This is a genomic window from Niallia sp. FSL W8-0177 (genome assembly GCF_038006285.1).
Taxonomy (GTDB): Bacteria; Bacillota; Bacilli; order Bacillales; family Cytobacillaceae; genus Niallia; species Niallia circulans_A.
Genome location: NZ_JBBOUX010000001.1, coordinates 4,453,590 through 4,471,137 on the forward strand (window position 1 = coordinate 4,453,590; position 17,548 = coordinate 4,471,137).

Genomic DNA, 17,548 nt, shown 5'->3' on the forward strand with positions numbered 1-17,548 from the left:
GTTGCTAATGAAATTAGAATCTAGAATATCCTTGGCTTTGATAATCATTTTTTTAGCCATAGGTGCTATCTTTTTTATAACGGGCTTTTCAGTCCTTAACTTATTGAACATTCCTTTAAGAATTAACGGATTGGTTAATTATGTTTTATTCCCGTTATTATTCATTGGAATGCTTATTCTGCTTGGCCGTATTATTGACCGTCAAATCAGGAAGCCCCTTTTCTTTTTTATACGCTGGATTGATCAATTATCACTTGGTGTTTTTAAAATGCCTAATACAATAAAGAATTTCCCCTTAAATAAGATGAAGTTTGGTCCATTTGTGGAACTTAAATCAAAGCTCGATGGACTAACATATCAACTAAATGCAGCGGAGGAAGAGCGAAAGGAACTTGAAGATATAAGAAAGAACTGGAGCGCTGGAGTGACACATGATTTAAAAACACCGTTATCGTACATTAAAGGCTATGCAGCCATGCTTCGTTCAGAACATAAATGGGACGAAGAAGAAATGAAGGAGTTTGCTAAAATCATTGAAGAAAAATCATTGTATATGGAGCAATTACTTGATGATTTAGGTGCTATTTATGAGTTTGATAAAATGCAAATTCCATTGAATTTACGTACTATGAATCTGGTCACTTTTGTACAAAATGTTTTGAAAGATATTCGTCAGTATCCGCTGGCTAATGATTATTACTTTTATTTAAGAGTCCAGGATGAGGGAGATATTTTCTTATCTTTTGATCAAGCATTATTAAAAAGAGCTTTAGAAAACTTTATTATGAACGCTATCTATCATAATCCCCGTGAAACAACTATTACTGTTTCCATAGAAACTATAGAAGGTTCAACTTTAATAGAAATTAAAGATAATGGCCGTGGAATGGATGATAAAACAATTAAACAGTTATTTAATCAATATTACCGAGGTACAACCACGGATAAACGCCATCTTGGGTCAGGTTTAGGAATGTCTATTGCTAAACAGTTTATTGAAAAACAAGGTGGGCAGATTAAAATTGAAAGTGAGCCGAATAAAGGGACGAAGATAAAAGTGTATTTCTTTGCCAAAAATTAAGGTCCTGTTAAGACACCATTTCAGTGGTGTTTATTTTTTTGCCCTATACTTTATTTAGCAATTAAGCGTTCCCGGTGATTCATTTCATTACGAAATAGGGAGGAATGAAATATATGAACAAAACTATCTATAGGCAAAAGGGAAAAGATTTGAATCAAGCTATCAAGATGATGTTCACTATAGTGGCATTATCTGTAACTAATGTAGAGTTTGGTGGGTGGTGCAAATGCTGATTGAAGCTCAAGACATTTCAGTAACAATCGGTGGACGGCTTGTACTAGATGGAGAGTCTGTTCGTTGTAACCCCGGTATAATGACAGCCCTCGTTGGTGCGAGTGGTTCTGGAAAAACCACACTCCTGCATTGCCTCGGAATGTTGCTGCCGGTTGATAAGGGGAAAATTCTGTCTGGAGGGAATGATGTCACGAGGTACAGCAATGCAGCGCGACGTCGCTTCTGGCATGATCATGCAGCGTTCATACTTCAGGATTACGGCATTATGGATGAAGAGTCGGTTGCCTTCAATGTTACGATGAAGGCAGGTATCCTTGGACGGCGTGTCCTGGGAGACAAAGAACGCTTGGTACAATCACTTGAACAGACAGGTCTTAAAGACCGGGAGAGTGAGTTAGCTGGACATTTGAGTGGAGGTGAAAAGCAAAGACTTGCCTTGGCTCGCGCTATCTATAAGAATGCAGATGTGCTTTTTGTTGATGAACCAACTGCTTCGCTTGATGCAGCGAACCGGCATAAGGTCATTGAATTGCTTGCGGACTTTGCCTCAAGTGGGCGAACAGTTATTATCTCAACACATGATTCCGAGATGATTGATGCATGCAGCGCCATTCATCAGGTCGGTTCAAAAGAACGTCACGTTAACTAAAGAATATAAGGAGGATATGCATGAAGCCGATTTCTAAGATTATTATCAGTTTCATTGTTGGTTTACTACTAGTAATGGGAGTCTTTGCGCTTCTAAACGGTTGGATAACGGGATCACCAAAAGATACCCACCCGCCATGCGACCGGCTGCCATCAGTTGCAGAAGCCAATGCTGCTTTGAACGATCATGAGAATTTAGCTAAGGAAATAGAAAAGTTGGGAGAGGGGATTAAAGTGGAGGTTGGTCAGCCTTGCTCAGATGATCTGAAACGGGGACTCATCTTGGTGAGCTATGATTCGAAATCAGATCGTGATGCTATAAATAATTTACTCTCTCATAGTGAAGGATTTGGGGTCCCGATTCATTTGGTGAAGCGCTGACACTGTCTTTTCAACTGTTTGCCTAAAATGTTGTTTCTGATACTTGTACACGGGTATTTCGTCTAGAACCCTCGAATATGACCCCTTTCATCTATGCTACAGAGTTTTTAATATAGTAGAGGGGAATGATAGGCAGTAATTCAAGGGATAAATAGTTTCATAAGGAAAGAGGAGTGGATAAGGGAGATGAATATTTATAAGCGTATCATAGTGGTTGTATCGGGTGCGTTGTTTATTTTACTTGTCCTGCTGGCTGCAATTATTACCGACCTGAATGATCGAGATTTCCCACAAGCTATTGGCAGCGAAAGCAGGCTTAACATTACCTTCAATGAATCGGCGTACTCTATTACTGAAGCATTTTCGAAGTTAGTAGAACTCGATACACGCTTGGATCTTGGACTGGTCAAGATTGCCCCTGATCTTGCGAGCGATGGAGATGGCAAGATCTTTGTTACGCTTAATGATGAGGAAGATTTGCCCGATGAAATTACTGGGTTTAACGGTGATAATAAAGTCGAAATCGTCGGCAAACATCGTCTTGCCAATTCTTATCCCGATGGGGTCTACCTCGTTACTGGCGATACTTCTCATTTGAATGAGTTTGTAGACACTTTGAAAGATGAAGGAGTAAAAGTTACCCGGAGGGATGTCTCTATCTTTGATAGTTTTATATTCGTGGTGCAAGAAAGAGGTTTTACAACCGTAATTTTTGCATCACTTGCACTGATCTCATCGCTTGCACTGTTCTGGTTGTTAGTGAGGGCAAGAGGGCGTGCACTTCGTGTTTTGGGTGGGTCTTCAATTGTACGGATTCAAATGCAGGACCTTACAGAGTTTTGTGTGGCGCTAATAGGCTCGGCAGGAACAGTAGCTATAATTGCGGCAAGCCATGTAGGGATTTTTCATGGCTGGATATATGTTAGTACCTTCCTAAAAATACTGATTAGTCTACAAGCAGTTGTTATTGCTATATCTATATTTGCGGCACTCATTATGTCAGCCTCTGCATGGCCGAGTGCTTTCATGCTAGCTACTAGACAGCCAGCTGTAAAAAGTCTCCGATCAGCAGCGATTGTAATCCAAGCGCTGACGTTTGTTTTAGTGGTGGCTACGACTGCTCCTGCTTGGTCTGCCTATAAACAATCGTCTGCTAAGGAAGCTGAAATGACGCAGTGGAAGAAGCTTTCAGACCAAGCGTCAATTGTGTTCACAACAGATATTGACGAAATGGATCGCATGCAGCCGATGATAGGCAGGATGATAAAGGATTCAGAATCGATGGATGCGGCAGCGTTTTCTTATACTTATACAAAGGAAATGTGGGCACCGCTTGATTTTGGCGAGTACTCCGGTGTCTCTTTTGTAAACCAGCGTTGGCTTGACTTAGTCTCTAAAGGAGTGAAACAGCCGACTGTAACGAAAATTGCACTCGGCAGCATTTCAAATGATCTTGTTCAGGCAATCCAGGAAGAGGTTGATATATTATCGAGAGAAGAGCATTCCGAGTATCTATTCGAACAATTACAATTCTTCGAACCAGTCGAAGGATATCAACTTCCAGTAGCACAAGGGGGAGGGGGAGAAAGTCTTTATTTTGGAGATGATATCCTGATTGTTGTCGTTCCCTCGCTGTATGACAGCTTTAATGACACGACTTTGACGTCTATGGTCTCGAGTGGCAACATAGTGTTTACTGGTATAACTGCTACCCAGCAATTATTAGAACTACACAACCTTAATGCCAAGGCGCTGCGCGATCGTGGCATCAGGGGAGAACTGAAAATTGTTTACATTGCAGAAGAGGGTATACTACAAGCTCAGTTCGCAGCATACCTTGTATGGCTGCAGAATCTTTCCATGTTGGCACTGATGATTGCTTTCAGTATTGCTACTGTAATCAGGTCATTAATTACAGCAGCATTAAAGGCAAAACGTGACTTCCCATTACGATTAGCAGGTCAGTCATGGATGAGAATCCTTCAGAATCGTGTGATAAAAGAATTGTTTGTAGGAACTATACTTGTACTCTTTGTTGTCATGATACAAAGACCTAATGAAATTGAAATTATACTTATGACTGCTGCATATGGATTGCTTATTGTACCAATGTCCCATCTGTTTGCCGTACAGTGGGGTTTTAATGGAGTCAGTAAACGCAGGATTTGATATTATATTAATGGAATAGCCAGAGATTTCTCGGCTTTTTTATTGATAAGTAAGGGTTGTAGAAAAACTAGAGAGAAAGTTTATTGATTTCCAAGATGTGAATTCGGTAACTTAATCTAAAAAACACTTCATAATAATTTTAAATTTATTTCTATACTAATTAATTTAGACGGGTCAACAAAGGCTTTGGAGGTTATGGTAAAACTGCTGAACAAGAAGTCTTTTATGTTTATTATAATGTAAAAGAAAAACGCTATTATGAGTTAGCTCTAAAACCCTATACAGCTAACTTTATGCACTTATGTGAGGTTAATTACTGAAAAAAGCTAGAAGCAAACAACTTTTATGATGGGATTAAGACTAATAACATCATTCCTAATGGTTTAAGAAAAAAGAAGATGGAACCACCCACAAAAAGAAAATGTTAAGGTTATAATTAAGTTGTTCAATATCGGATACTTCTACTTACCCCCGTCCTGTTTTGGATGGGGGTAAAATAAAAGTGTTTTTCAACAATTGTTCTGGAGCACGGAAAACTTTATTATCTTGGTCCCCTCACATTACCTGAGTTCAAGCAGAAAACTTCACAATTTCTTGACTCTATTCGAACAATGGCATTATATACGTTCTAATCAATTCAATTCTATCCTTGGCACGTGGCATAAAACGAGAAGCAATAGTAATTACCATTTCCTGTTTAGGGTTTATATAAATTACATTGCCCCCATCACCCAAAGCTGCATAGCAATAATCATCCACAATCCACCACAAGTATCCATATGAAAACTTTCCCCATCGACTTTTTTCCATTGTGCTGTCCTCTATCCACTGGGAAGAGAGAATTTGATGACCGTTCCATACACCATTATTTAAAAATAACTGACCTATTTTTGCCATATCCCGAGGGGTTAAGGTAAGCCCCCAACCTGCAGTGTTTACACCTTTAGGATCTGCAACCCAACCAGTTACATATTTATCCTTAAGGAAGGCAAAATATTCTTCTTTATTTAGTATAAATGCATTATTAGGAGCTTTAATATCAAGAGGTTTAAACAAGTTCTCTGTCGCGAAATCAATCACACATTGACCAGTTGCATTAGTAAGTATACCTGATAAAATATGTGTGCCAACAGTAGAATATTTAAATTCTCCAATACCGCCTTTTCCCCCTAACAAATCCAGTGTAGCTTTTACCCAGTCATCACTTGCATAAATCTTTGTATATGGCTCTGATTTGTATTTATATGGTGCAGTCATTGTTATCAAATTTTTTATTGTGATATTTTGTATTTTTTTTTCGCCACGCTTAACTGTGTAATCTGGAAAAAATTCTAATACTTTCTGTTCTATATTTTTTATATATCCTTTATCTATTGCAATACCAATAAGAACTGATATAACACTTTTTGTTACAGATGCAATATGCAATACATCCTCTTTGGTGTATCCATCAAAATATTTTTCATAAATCAAGCTTTCATTTTTTCTAATAACAATGCCTGCTATATTTGCATATTCTTTTTTTATTAAATTTTCAAATTTAGAAATAGGAGTATTATTCATTTCTACCTTTTCGAATAGACATATTGACGTCACATACATCCATCCATTCCTTTCGTTAAATTCATTGATCAATAATGATGTAAGAATAATTTATTATAAAATTAATTTCAATGCATTTTTAAAAAGAAATAGAAATGTGGAAAAAAAGTAGATTTGTTATGCAATTACTGTAATAAAAACGCCACTCTATTTGAAATGTATTATTTTCTATTCGGGTATATATTTATAATTAATATTGGAAATTACTCCACTAATTAGAATAATGATATAATTTTTAGGAAGGCACTTTTTATTAATTTATAGTCATATTTCTCTTTACTAATCAATTACATTAAGCGGGCAACATGTATGAATTCTTTTAGTAGATACGGCTATCCGTTTGAATACTATCAAAAATTAAAAGAGGTAAATCTTCTGTAGATTTAAAATAAAGTCGATATGTTTATAAAAGTTGCACCGCTTTACCCATTTGGATAATATTGTAAAAAAGGATGTTTTTTTAGATTTAGCAGTGGATGAAATAAGGCCAAGGGACAGGTTGGAACTAAGATCTTTTTTGATAGGTTGATATAGGTATGTTATATGTAAAAGAAAACAGCTATTTTAAAAAGGAGGAAGAAATGGTTCATGTATTGTATATAGAAGATCAAAGTGATATAGGCAGCTGGGTGACAAAGGATCTAACGGAAAGAGGATATGAAGTAACATGGCTACAGTCAGGCGAAGGAGTGGAAGAGTATCTATTAACCGTAGATATCCTCATTTTGGACGTAATGTTACCAGGATTAGATGGTTTCTCTATCGGAAAGCGTATCAAAAAAGAAAATAGAGATTTGCCTATTTTAATGCTTTCCGCACGTACCTCAATTGAGGATAAAATAGAAGGTCTTTATTTTGCAGATGATTATTTAACAAAACCCTTTCATCCTGATGAGCTTGCAGCTCGTGTCGAAGTATTAATAAGAAGATATCAAAAGAATGACGATATATTAGAATTGCGACATTTAACTATTTATACAAAAGACATGAGATTAGTAAACAATGACACAGGAAGCGAAATTCAATTAACAGGAAAACAATATCATTTATTTCAATTCTTTATTCGACATTTGAACCAAATATTAACAAAGGAACAGCTATATGAAGGTGTTTGGGGCGAGCGATATATCGAAGGGGATAAGACTTTAATGGTTCATATTCGTTATTTACGAGAAAAAATTGAAAAGAATCCTTCAAATCCAACAATCATTGAAACGATTCGCGGCATCGGATATCGGGTGAAAATATGAGAAGGTTTTTCCAATCATTATTGGCGAAGTACATGATGATTATTTTAATAGCCATTTTTCTTGTTCAATTCGCCTTCCTAGTTGTCACAATATTTGTGTCTGGTGTTGCAGAAAACATGGAAAGTGGAAGTCAATCCCAATATAGGAATGATTTCAATGAAATAGAGACAAAGTGGCATGCTGAAGCAAACAATTTGAAAAACGTCACGCCTGAAACAATTGAACAGCATTTTTCCAAGTGGAAAAATCAATTTCACGATGCCTCTATGTTTTGGGTTGATGAAAATGGTAAGTTAGGAAAGCAAGTAAATGTAAGAGAACAATTTCCTTCCGAATGGTCATCTGTTTTTACAGCAAAATTTATCAAAGATCGTTATGAAGGGGACCCCTTTACGGTTATTGCCTTTGTTGGAAAGGAAGAATCTCGAGGCTTTATAGTTTTTGAGATTCCTAGAGCTACGTTAAAATCTCCGCTTGAAAAAGTAAATGATAATTATGGCACGATATTATTAGTCGGTGTTATCTGTATCATCTTCTTATTTATTATAGCTTCCTTTTTATTTTTTAGAGGCATCAGAAAACGATTATTACAATTACAAGATGCGATGGAGATAAGGGATGTTGACGGTTTGCCAATCCAGATTAACGTAAAAAAGCAGGATGAAATTGGACAACTTGAAAAAACGTTTAATCAAATGGTATTTGAACTCAAGGAAAGTAAACAACGTGAACAGAAAGAAGAACAAATACGGCGGGAATTAATTGCTAATCTTTCTCATGACTTACGGACACCTTTAACTAAAATAAGAGCTCAAACTTATTCAATTGCTAAAGAAGATTTATCAGAAGAGGGTACAAAAGCAATAAAGGCGTTGGAAGCCTCGGTAGTGAATATTGATAGGTTAATTGAAAATTTGATGTCATATACTCTACTAATGGCTAGTAAATATAAAGTTGATTGGAAGGATATAGATGTTATTCGTTATGTGCGTGAATGTTTAGCTTTATGGTACCCGGTTTTTGAAAAAGAGGGATTTGAAATAGAAGTTAAATTACTCCCGTTTAAAAATAGTAAATGGACGGTTGATCCAATTTGGTTAGGACGTATATTAGATAATTTATTGCAAAATGTATTGCGTCACGCTAAAAGTGGAAGATATATTTGTGTGAAAACGGAATCCACAGATCAATATGATGCTATAGTTGTTTCAGATAAAGGAAAAGGGATGAATGGTATTTCAAATGAAGCAGGTGCAGGAATTGGTTTGTCTATTGTTGATATGATGGTGAAAGGTATGGAGTTATATTGGGAAATTAAGTCAAGTGAACATGGAACAACAATAAAAATAATAAAAAAAAGAGACTCAAGTAAAGATAGATTGGAAAAGGTCATTTAGCACCTTTTCCAATCTATCTTTTTTTAAACAAAATTTAACCTGTCAGCATACCCAGTTTTAACCTTCTTTTCCTAGGATAGAAGATGAGGTGAGAGAAATGGAATATGTAGTGCAGACGGAAAATTTATCTAAACGTTTTGGTAAAGAAGAGGCTGTTGCAGGCTTGAATATGAAGATTAAAAAAGGAGAAATATACGGATTTTTAGGGCCTAATGGTGCAGGGAAGACAACGACGATTCGTATGCTTTTAGGGTTGATGAAATCAACATCGGGTAGGATTCATATTTTTCAAAAGGATTTAAGGCTGGAAAGAAGAGACATATTAAAAAGAGTAGGTTCACTAGTAGAGAATCCATCCTATTATCCTCATCTAACTGCTTATGAGAATTTAGAAGCATTGAGAAAGATTTTAGGGGTGCCGAAAACGAGAATTAACGAAGTATTAGAGATTGTTCGATTACAAGACGTGGCAAATAAAAAAGTAAAAGGCTTTTCATTAGGAATGAAGCAACGGTTAGGAATTGCTGCTTCTCTATTAAACAATCCCGAATTATTAATCTTGGATGAACCTACAAATGGACTAGACCCATCCGGAATTATTGAGATCCGGAATTTAATTAAACGATTGCCTGCTGAGACAGGAATGACTATATTGATTTCTAGTCATTTGTTGTCAGAGATTGATCAAATGGCGACAACGGTAGGGATCGTTACAAAAGGAAAAATGATTTTTCAGGATTCCATTGAAGCATTACGTATGTATGCGCAGCAAAGGATTTTATTAAAGGTTAGTGATAGTAAGCTAGCTTGGCGCTCCTTATTAGGAAAAGGGATAAATGCTGATTGGCAAGATGAGATCATTTTATTAACCGAGCATTCAAATGAGGGGGTAGCAAAAGCTGTACAGTCTCTTGTTCAAGAGGGTTTTTCGATTTATCGTGTTGAAGAGGAAAAGAGATCATTGGAAGAAATATTCCTTCAAATGACTATGGAGGAGAAAGCAGTATGATTGGAAAACTTTTAAGGGCAGACTTTTTAAAAACTAAACGAAAAGGATTTTGGTTTCTAACCTTTTTAGGCCCCTTTGGTGTTGTCGCATTACAGATGGTTAACTATGGAGTGAGAAAGGATTATTTATTAAAACAGAGTGAGGATGATTGGGGATATTATTTATTGAATGTAAGTTCTTTTACACCACTTGCACTTGCATTAGGCATCGTCATTTTAACATCCTTTATGGCTAGTATTGAAAATGAAACGAATTCATGGAAGCAACTGATTTCGTTGCCTGTTTCCAAAATGAATGTTTATTTATCAAAATTTACAGTGCTTGCATTCTTTTTATTCCTATCATCCGTGCTATTGATGGTATTTACCATAGCTTTTGGAGTCTTTTTAGATTTGGGAGAGCAAACTCCATTTGTTGAAATAGTAAAATATAGTTTTTATCCGTATTTTGCCGCACTGCCTATATTGGCATTACAGCTTTGGATTGCCACTGTTAGTCAGAATCAAGGGATTCCGATTAGCATAGGGGTTTTAGGCGTGATTTTTGTTTATTCGGCTATGGTTTTACCAGATTGGATGATTTGGAAGTGGCCTACATTAACGAACGAATGGAATGAGCCGATGATCAATGTCCTGCTTGGAATTGGAGTAGGTATTTTATTATATATCGCTGGAATGATAGATTTTACAAGAAGGGATGTGAAATAATAAATGCTCTCTATTCTTCAATCAGAATGGTTTAAATTGCGAAAATCAAAAATCCTATTAATTATTTTTACCGGTCCACTCATTGGCCTTTTTACAGGGTTGACTGCTAAACCTTTCCATCTCGAAACGGAAATGAATGAATGGTATCTACCATTATTATCAATGAACTTGACATATGCTTTATTATTTTTACCTTTGGTCACAGGGGTGCTGGCGAGTGTGATATGCAGATATGAACATCAAGCTGGTGGTTGGAAGCAGCTGTTAGCACTGCCTGTAACAAGAGGACAAGTATTTACAGGGAAATACATATTGTTAATGCTCCTCGTATTGGTTATACAATTATTCTACCTCGGTGCCGTTTATGGAGTGGGAATGATGAAAGGTTTCACAGATCCATTTCCAATTGAAATTGTTTGGAAAAGTATTTTCGGAGGATGGGTTGCCACGTTTCCATTAGTAGCTTTTCAATTGTGGATGTCTATTCTATTCAAGAGTTTTGCTGCTCCTTTGGCTGTCAATGTGATCTTCACATTACCGTCAATATTAGCGGTGAATTCTGAGCGTTTTGGACCTTATTATCCATGGGCCCAGCCCTTTGCAATGATGTATATGAGTGATACTAGTGGTGATGTGTTTTCAGTTCCGTGGGACCAATTATTAACCGTAGTGGGAGGAAGTTTTATTTTATTTTTTCTTGGAGGGTATTTATACTTTCATAGGAAAACTGTATAGAACGGGTAAGCCTTATTCCAAATCAACTTACTTAATTGTTGTAAATTTATTTTTCCACATCACAACAAGAAAACCTTGGTAATTCAATTCTTGCTGTACCAAGGTTTTCTTTATAAAATATAAAGGAAGACTCTACAAAGGTGGAGAGACTATATCCGATCGATATATATGCTTATAAACCTATTTTAATTCCCGCTTATTTTCTTTTAAAAACTCTTTGTAATTTTCTCCCCATTCATTCATTAGAGAAATAATTGGTTCGAGCGTTCTTCCAAATTCCGTTAATGAGTATTCCACTTTAGGGGGGATTTCGGGATATACTTCTCGATGAACAATTCCGTCTTCTTCCAGTTCTCTTAATTGGAGAGATAACATTCGTTTGGTAATACCAGGCATTAATCTACTGAATTCATTAAATCTTTTCTTTCCATCTAATAAATAAAACAAAATAACGCCTTTCCATTTACCCCCAATCACATCAAGCGTTCCCTCAACCGGACATCCTTCGGGGCATCCATACCCTTTCTTTCGATTTCTCATCGGTACTCATACCTTTCTCATTTCTGCTTGTTCTTATTTTCTTAATTAGTAACATAGTTAATAGCAGATTACAAGAATGTCAGTTGCAGCTGCTTTCATTTCTCTCCTAATAGGTAACATGTGTGATACCAGATTACAAGAATGTGCGTACTTACTCTTAATATATTTCTTTTTTATAATAAACATGAATAAAAAAGGAGGGCTTTTAAATGAAAGCAGTTGGATTGTATAAATATTTACCGATAGAAGAGGAAGAAAGTTTGATAGATGTCCAAGTGGAAAAACCAACACCAACCAAAAGAGATATACTTGTTAAAATAAAAGCTGTTTCGGTTAATCCGGTTGATGTAAAGGTACGTGCTCCTAAAGATAAAGAAGAATCAGAACCAAGAATTTTAGGCTGGGATGCAAGTGGAGTGGTGGAAGAAGTTGGACCAGATTGTACAATGTTTAAACCTGGAGACGAAGTGTTTTATTCTGGTGACCTAACTCGACCAGGGACGTATAGTGAATACCATTTAGTTGATGAAAGAATTGTCGGATTAAAGCCAAAGTCTTTAAATTTTGCACAATCAGCGGCTTTACCACTGACATCGATAACAGCATGGGAAAGTTTATTTGATCGATTAATGATAGATGTAAATAACTACGAAGAAAATCAAACTAAGAGCATTCTTATTATTGGTGGGGCTGGAGGAGTGGGCTCCATAGCGATTCAATTAGCTAAAATGGCAGGTTTACAAGTGATTGCCACAGCATCCAGAGAAGAGAGTAAGCAATGGGTGAATAAATTAGGTGCTGATTATATCATTAACCATCACGAAAACTTTCGAACTCAACTACAAGATCATGATATAAAGGGCGTTGAGTACATTTTATGTTTGAACGAAACAGAGCAGCATTGGCAAAATATGGCCGATATTATTTTCCCTCAAGGAAGGATTTGCTCGATTGTAGAAATGGCTAATCCTATCGACCTTACTGCTTTAAAAAATAAAAGTGTCACGTTTGTTTGGGAATTTATGTTTACAAGATCTATGTATGAAACTCCAGACATGATTAAACAACATGAACTTTTATCCAAACTAAGTAAACTAATAGACGGCGGGAAAGTAACAACAACCCTTACAGAAACTCTTAGACCAATTAATGCCGAAACGTTACGTAAAGCACATAAAATTGTAGAAACGGGAAGTATGATTGGTAAAATAGTAGTTGAGAATGAATAAATGCCTAATGGGATTGTCATCTTATCTAAAAAGTAGACTGTTTGGTTAACAATGACTTAGGATTAAAGATTATTAGTCTATTTAAAACTAAATTTTGGGGATTTGCCTTATAAAAGGGAGAGGAAAACCAGCGAAGCTGTTATCCTCTCCTTAAGAATAAATACTCATCACATCCTCTACTCCTCACTATTCAAAAATTCCCTTACATAAATTCTGTCTACTCCCTCTAAAACAAGGGAACTATATTCAGCAAAATTAACCTTTGTGCTTTTCCCCTTTACAATAAAGTCCCCAGAAACTGCTCTAGTCTTATCCATTGCGGCATCGTAGAGTAAAGTAGCCCCTTTCGTGGGTGGAGAAGAGAAAAACTTCATCAATGGTTTTATATAAAAGGGAATACCTGATTTTTTTTCTTTCCGTAACGTATTGTTACTCCCGGGGTCTACACTTAGAAACCGGAATCCATTGGCACTCTCTTTTTTTGCTATTTCTTTTGTCCATAAAGATAGAGCTAGCTTTGCTGTCGCATAGGGACCAAATAATCTTTTAAAGGAAGATGGATTTTCCAATGTGTCTGGATCAAACTGTTTCATATGAAGGATGACAGCTGAAGAGGTATTCACAATTGTCTTATCCTCTCCCTTTTCAAATAAAGGGGACAGTTCCTTAAAAATAATATAAGGCACTACTGTCTGAAGTTCATAATGTAGTTCGCGATTTTGCTTAGAAAATAACAGCGAAGGAAAGGTGCCGCCGGCATTATTGAAAAGGAAATCTATTTTCTTCTCCGCTGCGTTTATTTCTTCCAGCGCTTTTTTTAGACTGTTAAAATCAGATAAATCGGCTTTATAAATTCGTAACTGTCCTGTTGTAATTTTTGATTGAATAAAGATGTCATCCTTCAAAAAAGAAGAACGTATTAATGCAATGACTTGACTCCCTTCTGCTAGGATTTTTTTTGTTAATTCTAGACCAATCCCATTATTTGCTCCAGTAATGACTACTACCTTTCCTGTTTCCAAAATAATTCCCTCCGATAGGATAAATAATTTTTGTTGGTAAATGAACAATTGACACTTAAGTTACAATTGTCACTTAGCTTGAAAGGATTGTATAATAAATTTAAGCAAAGAAAAAGCAAAGAATTTTTTTATGTGACACAGGAAAGGAAATTGGTGCATAAATGGATAAACGGGTTGAAAGAACACAAAAATTATTGCTGCAAAGTTTAATGATGTTTAATCTTAAGAATAAAAACTTTTATGAGATTTCCATCCGAGATTTATGCGAGCAAGCTGGAATTGCAAGGCAAACTTTTTATAGAAATTATTTAGTGAAAGAAGACATCATTATAAGACAGATATCCAACGTAATGAGTGATTTTAAGTCGGTTTTAAAGCAGCAATCTTTTAACGCTTCAGGCTTTATTCAACTACTAATTCAATTTTGGAAACAAAATCAGGAGACATTTGTATTAATTGAATGGGCTGGAATTAGTAATGAATTTATTCGTCAGTTAGCCAATTTTAATAAGCTTGTAATGGAGCAACATAAAGCATTCGGTAAGAATAGTGAATATATTGCAAACTATTATGCAGGCGCTACTTACATGTTTTTAAAGACATTTATGGAAAAGAACGATTTTAGCCAAGAGGCTTATGCCAAAGGAGCTGCGGTTTATAATCAGTTGACCAACCAATGCAAAGGTTTGTTTGAACCACTTAATTAGGAATGGAGTTAAGTTCATAACATAGGAATAACAATATTTCCCATAAAAGAAACGGAGGACGAATATGAATAGAGAGACAGATGATTCAAAACAGGTAGTTATTCAAGTTGGAACCGTGCTTAAAAAATTGCGAAAGGAGAGGCGGTTGAGTCTTGAAAATTTATCTGAGATATCAGGTGTAAGTAAGCTGACGCTGGGAAATATTGAGCGGGGAGAAACTAATCCAACAATTGGGGTATTGTGGAAGATTTCGCAAAGTTTATCGATCCCTCTGATGGCGTTATTTTCCTCAGGAAACAGTGTAAATGTATCGCGAGCTGGTAGCGGGGTAAGAATTTTCGGAGATGATGGCAATTGGGCTGTAGAGCCGATTTTTCAAAATCAAAAGGATGAGATGGAAATGTGTCGAGCATATTTACAACCGCACAGTTCTTATTATCCAGAAAAGCATCACCCCAATACGACGGAAATAGCAACGGTGATGTCGGGAACCATCACCATTAATGTCAATAATGAGTCATATATCTTAAATGAATATGATTCGATTAGTTTTGATGCAAATGGAAACCATTCCTATATAAATCAAACCGATAACGTTGCTGTACTCTACATCTTATTGAGATACGGGAGATAGTGGTTAGGTTATACCATCCAGTAGCGGGAATATATTTTGTTCTAGAAAAAAGAATGGACAAACACCCGCTTGTTATATTATATTATTCATTATCACGGTGAAAATATATTATAATATACCAAATTGCTTGGCTGACGACTTCTTATTAATGAGGAAGGACTCATTTCATAGTCATTTGGCTATTAGAATCAGGAGGAAACAATGACTAATCAACATATACAATCAAATCGAGCTGTTCATAAATCAGCCGTTTGGATGATTGTTATAGGAATAATCTTTATTGCTGCTAATTTAAGAGCTCCATTAACATCAGTGGGTCCAATAGTAGGATTTATTAGGGATGATCTTCATATTTCTAATACATTAGCAGGGATGATTACCACATTGCCATTATTATCTTTTGCGTTTTTTTCTCAGCTTGTACCTAAATTGGCTCGTAAATTTGGTGTGGAAATGATGATTCTGATGTCTATTATCTTTCTTACACTAGGCATTATTTTACGTTCATTATCTGGGGTGGCTGCTTTATATATTGGTACTGCTGTGCTAGGATTGGCGATTTCAATTTCTAATGTGCTATTACCAAGTCTGATTAAACAAGAGTTTCCAACTCGAATTGGATTAATGACAGGTGTATATTCTATTTCGATGAATTTATTGGCTGCTATTGCTTCGGGAATAAGCGTTCCAATTGCCATTGGACTTGGAATTGGCTGGAAGGGTGGATTGGGAATTTGGGCGATACTTAGCTTCCTATCCATTTTATTCTGGCTGCCTCAAGTAAAGCATCTCAACAAGGAAACACCAGCTGTTCGAAATAAAGTAGTAGATACTCAGGTGAACTTGTGGCGCTCTCCATTAGCTTGGCAGGTGACCTTATTTATGGGGTTACAATCGATGGTCTTTTACATTCTTATTGCATGGCTGCCTGAGATTTTACAACAACAAGGAATAAGTTCAGACCAATCTGGCTGGCTGCTTTCTGTGATGCAATTAGCATTACTTCCGTTTACCTTTATTGTGCCTATTATTGCAGGGCGTATGAAAAGTCAGCGTTCTTTAGTCACTATCATGAGCGTTTTGCTTTTAGCGGGGACACTTGGACTAATTTATGGAAGTGCAAAGTTAATTGTATGCTGGATTATCATGATAGGCATTGGGGGAGGTTGTGCCTTCAGTTTATCGATGATGTTTTTTGGCTTGCGAACGGAGAATGGCAGACAGGCTGCAGAACTATCTGGCATGGCTCAATCAGTTGGTTATTTACTCGCGGCTATTGGTCCTACGCTTTTCGGGTATTTACATGATGTAACGAATAGCTGGACTGTTCCGTTGTTCATTTTAGCTGCTGCTTCATTACTGCTCTTTGTATTTGGATTAGGAGCAGCTAGAGATAGGTATGTAAGCACAAGTAAATAGTTTATCTTAACGAAGGTTTTTCCTGGTGCACCGCCGGAGAATCTTCGTTTTTTTGTGTGTGGGTTAAAAAAGACGAAGGAAGAATGAGATAGAAATGGAGATTATTGCTAAGTACATATAAAGTTTCACGGGGCTTTTCTGGGGAATAGTTAAGAGACTAAAACATTGGAGGGAATATTATTGATGAATAATTATAATGCAGATCCCAACAAGGCAGAAGAAACAGTGAAAGAAATGAATAGAAAAACAATCCAAGAGAAGCTAGAGAATTTTGATGAGTTTAAATCTTATTTAAGCAGTAAAATAGAAGTAGGCAAAAATCTTGGCATGGATGAAGAACAATTAGCGAAAAGCGCGGAGAAAGTCGCTGGCTATCTTGCTAACAATGCAGAACCACAAAATCGAGAGGAGGCACTTCTTCAGGAACTGTGGAAAGTGGGAAATGAAGAGGAACGACATAAATTAGCACATATGCTTGTGAAATTGGCAAATTAATATTAATTCGGGATTTCAATTATTTAGAGGATAAAGGAAATGATGGAAAGTTAATGAGAATTTAAAAAGGGCAATCGCTTTAGCGTTGCCCTTTAAATATGTCTAAAAGAGTTTAAATTTATTAGTAGTCTACTTGATTTTACCGCCTCATAGTTGGTGAAATGGAGAATTTTCATCAAAAGATGGCAAAATCACGTATAACTTACTATTTGTAATTGACAGAAAAATAGAAAACAAGTATTATAATTGAGAATGATAATCATTTATATTATAAAATTATATAGAAAAA

Annotated in this window: 17 protein-coding genes; 14 read left to right on the top strand and 3 right to left on the bottom strand. The window is 36.2% G+C overall.

Annotation, left to right across the window (positions count from 1 at the left end; genetic code table 11):
• The first annotated feature begins 7 nt into the window (after positions 1-7).
• The 4 genes from NST77_RS21755 to NST77_RS21770 all read left to right on the top strand — a co-directional run bounded on the left by NST77_RS21755 (position 8) and on the right by NST77_RS21770 (position 4,513).
• The gene (locus NST77_RS21755) at positions 8-1,081 is read left to right on the top strand and encodes a sensor histidine kinase (protein WP_341123534.1); all 1,074 of its coding nucleotides are present in this window, start codon (positions 8-10) and stop codon (positions 1,079-1,081) included.
• Positions 1,082-1,307: 226 nt separating this feature from the next.
• Positions 1,308-1,964 (top strand): ABC transporter ATP-binding protein, encoded by a 657-nt coding sequence (locus NST77_RS21760; protein ID WP_095257905.1) that lies wholly within the window; start codon positions 1,308-1,310, stop codon positions 1,962-1,964.
• A 20-nt stretch (positions 1,965-1,984) separates the two neighbouring features.
• On the top strand, positions 1,985-2,344 hold the full coding sequence (locus NST77_RS21765; protein WP_341123535.1) for a hypothetical protein: 360 nt from the start codon (positions 1,985-1,987) through the stop codon (positions 2,342-2,344).
• 789 nt (positions 2,345-3,133) lie between these two features.
• A complete protein-coding gene (locus NST77_RS21770; RefSeq protein WP_341123536.1) occupies positions 3,134-4,513 on the top strand; it encodes a hypothetical protein in 1,380 nt (459 codons plus the stop codon).
• A 600-nt stretch (positions 4,514-5,113) separates the two neighbouring features.
• Here the strand turns inward: NST77_RS21770 and NST77_RS21775 are convergent.
• A complete protein-coding gene (locus NST77_RS21775) occupies positions 5,114-6,076 on the bottom strand; it encodes a serine hydrolase domain-containing protein (protein WP_341123537.1) in 963 nt (320 codons plus the stop codon).
• A gap of 620 nt (positions 6,077-6,696) precedes the next feature.
• Between NST77_RS21775 and NST77_RS21780 the strand changes: the two genes are divergently transcribed.
• The 5 genes from NST77_RS21780 to NST77_RS21800 all read left to right on the top strand — a co-directional run bounded on the left by NST77_RS21780 (position 6,697) and on the right by NST77_RS21800 (position 11,213).
• Complete coding sequence (locus tag NST77_RS21780; RefSeq protein WP_171509198.1) at positions 6,697-7,365, top strand: response regulator transcription factor; 669 nt, start codon at positions 6,697-6,699, stop codon at positions 7,363-7,365.
• Positions 7,362-8,762 (top strand): HAMP domain-containing sensor histidine kinase, encoded by a 1,401-nt coding sequence (locus tag NST77_RS21785; protein ID WP_341123539.1) that lies wholly within the window; start codon positions 7,362-7,364, stop codon positions 8,760-8,762. Before NST77_RS21780 ends, NST77_RS21785 begins: the two co-directional genes overlap by 4 nt.
• Before the next feature lie 97 nt (positions 8,763-8,859).
• Positions 8,860-9,771: an ABC transporter ATP-binding protein gene (locus NST77_RS21790; protein ID WP_095331346.1), complete on the top strand. Its 912-nt coding sequence runs from the start codon at positions 8,860-8,862 to the stop codon at positions 9,769-9,771.
• Entirely contained in the window at positions 9,768-10,478 is a 711-nt protein-coding gene (locus tag NST77_RS21795) for an ABC transporter permease (RefSeq protein WP_341123541.1), read from the top strand. Before NST77_RS21790 ends, NST77_RS21795 begins: the two co-directional genes overlap by 4 nt.
• Before the next feature lie 3 nt (positions 10,479-10,481).
• Positions 10,482-11,213: an ABC transporter permease gene (locus NST77_RS21800; RefSeq protein ID WP_095331342.1), complete on the top strand. Its 732-nt coding sequence runs from the start codon at positions 10,482-10,484 to the stop codon at positions 11,211-11,213.
• A gap of 180 nt (positions 11,214-11,393) precedes the next feature.
• On the opposite strand, the gene NST77_RS21805 is transcribed toward NST77_RS21800, so the two are convergent.
• Entirely contained in the window at positions 11,394-11,753 is a 360-nt protein-coding gene (locus NST77_RS21805; RefSeq protein WP_047943959.1) for a winged helix-turn-helix transcriptional regulator, read from the bottom strand.
• Positions 11,754-11,962: 209 nt separating this feature from the next.
• On the opposite strand from NST77_RS21805, the gene NST77_RS21810 reads away from it, so the two are divergent.
• Entirely contained in the window at positions 11,963-12,982 is a 1,020-nt protein-coding gene (locus NST77_RS21810; protein ID WP_341123543.1) for a zinc-binding alcohol dehydrogenase family protein, read from the top strand.
• Between the two features lie 176 nt (positions 12,983-13,158).
• On the opposite strand, the gene NST77_RS21815 is transcribed toward NST77_RS21810, so the two are convergent.
• Complete coding sequence (locus NST77_RS21815) at positions 13,159-14,004, bottom strand: SDR family NAD(P)-dependent oxidoreductase (RefSeq protein ID WP_217279740.1); 846 nt, start codon at positions 14,002-14,004, stop codon at positions 13,159-13,161.
• Positions 14,005-14,165: 161 nt separating this feature from the next.
• On the opposite strand from NST77_RS21815, the gene NST77_RS21820 reads away from it, so the two are divergent.
• The 4 genes from NST77_RS21820 (at position 14,166) to NST77_RS21835 (ending at position 17,259) form a co-directional block, all read left to right on the top strand.
• Positions 14,166-14,711 carry a TetR/AcrR family transcriptional regulator gene (locus NST77_RS21820; RefSeq protein ID WP_095331338.1) on the top strand — a complete coding sequence of 182 codons (546 nt, stop codon included), beginning with the start codon at positions 14,166-14,168 and terminating at the stop codon, positions 14,709-14,711.
• 64 nt (positions 14,712-14,775) lie between these two features.
• Positions 14,776-15,345, top strand: coding sequence for a helix-turn-helix domain-containing protein (locus tag NST77_RS21825; RefSeq protein WP_095331336.1), 570 nt, complete (start codon positions 14,776-14,778; stop codon positions 15,343-15,345).
• A gap of 201 nt (positions 15,346-15,546) precedes the next feature.
• Positions 15,547-16,764, top strand: a complete 1,218-nt coding sequence (locus NST77_RS21830; RefSeq protein ID WP_123258714.1) for a CynX/NimT family MFS transporter — start codon at positions 15,547-15,549, stop codon at positions 16,762-16,764.
• Positions 16,765-16,998: 234 nt separating this feature from the next.
• Positions 16,999-17,259 (top strand): DUF3243 domain-containing protein, encoded by a 261-nt coding sequence (locus tag NST77_RS21835; RefSeq protein WP_249928327.1) that lies wholly within the window; start codon positions 16,999-17,001, stop codon positions 17,257-17,259.
• The last annotated feature ends 289 nt before the right edge of the window (positions 17,260-17,548 follow it).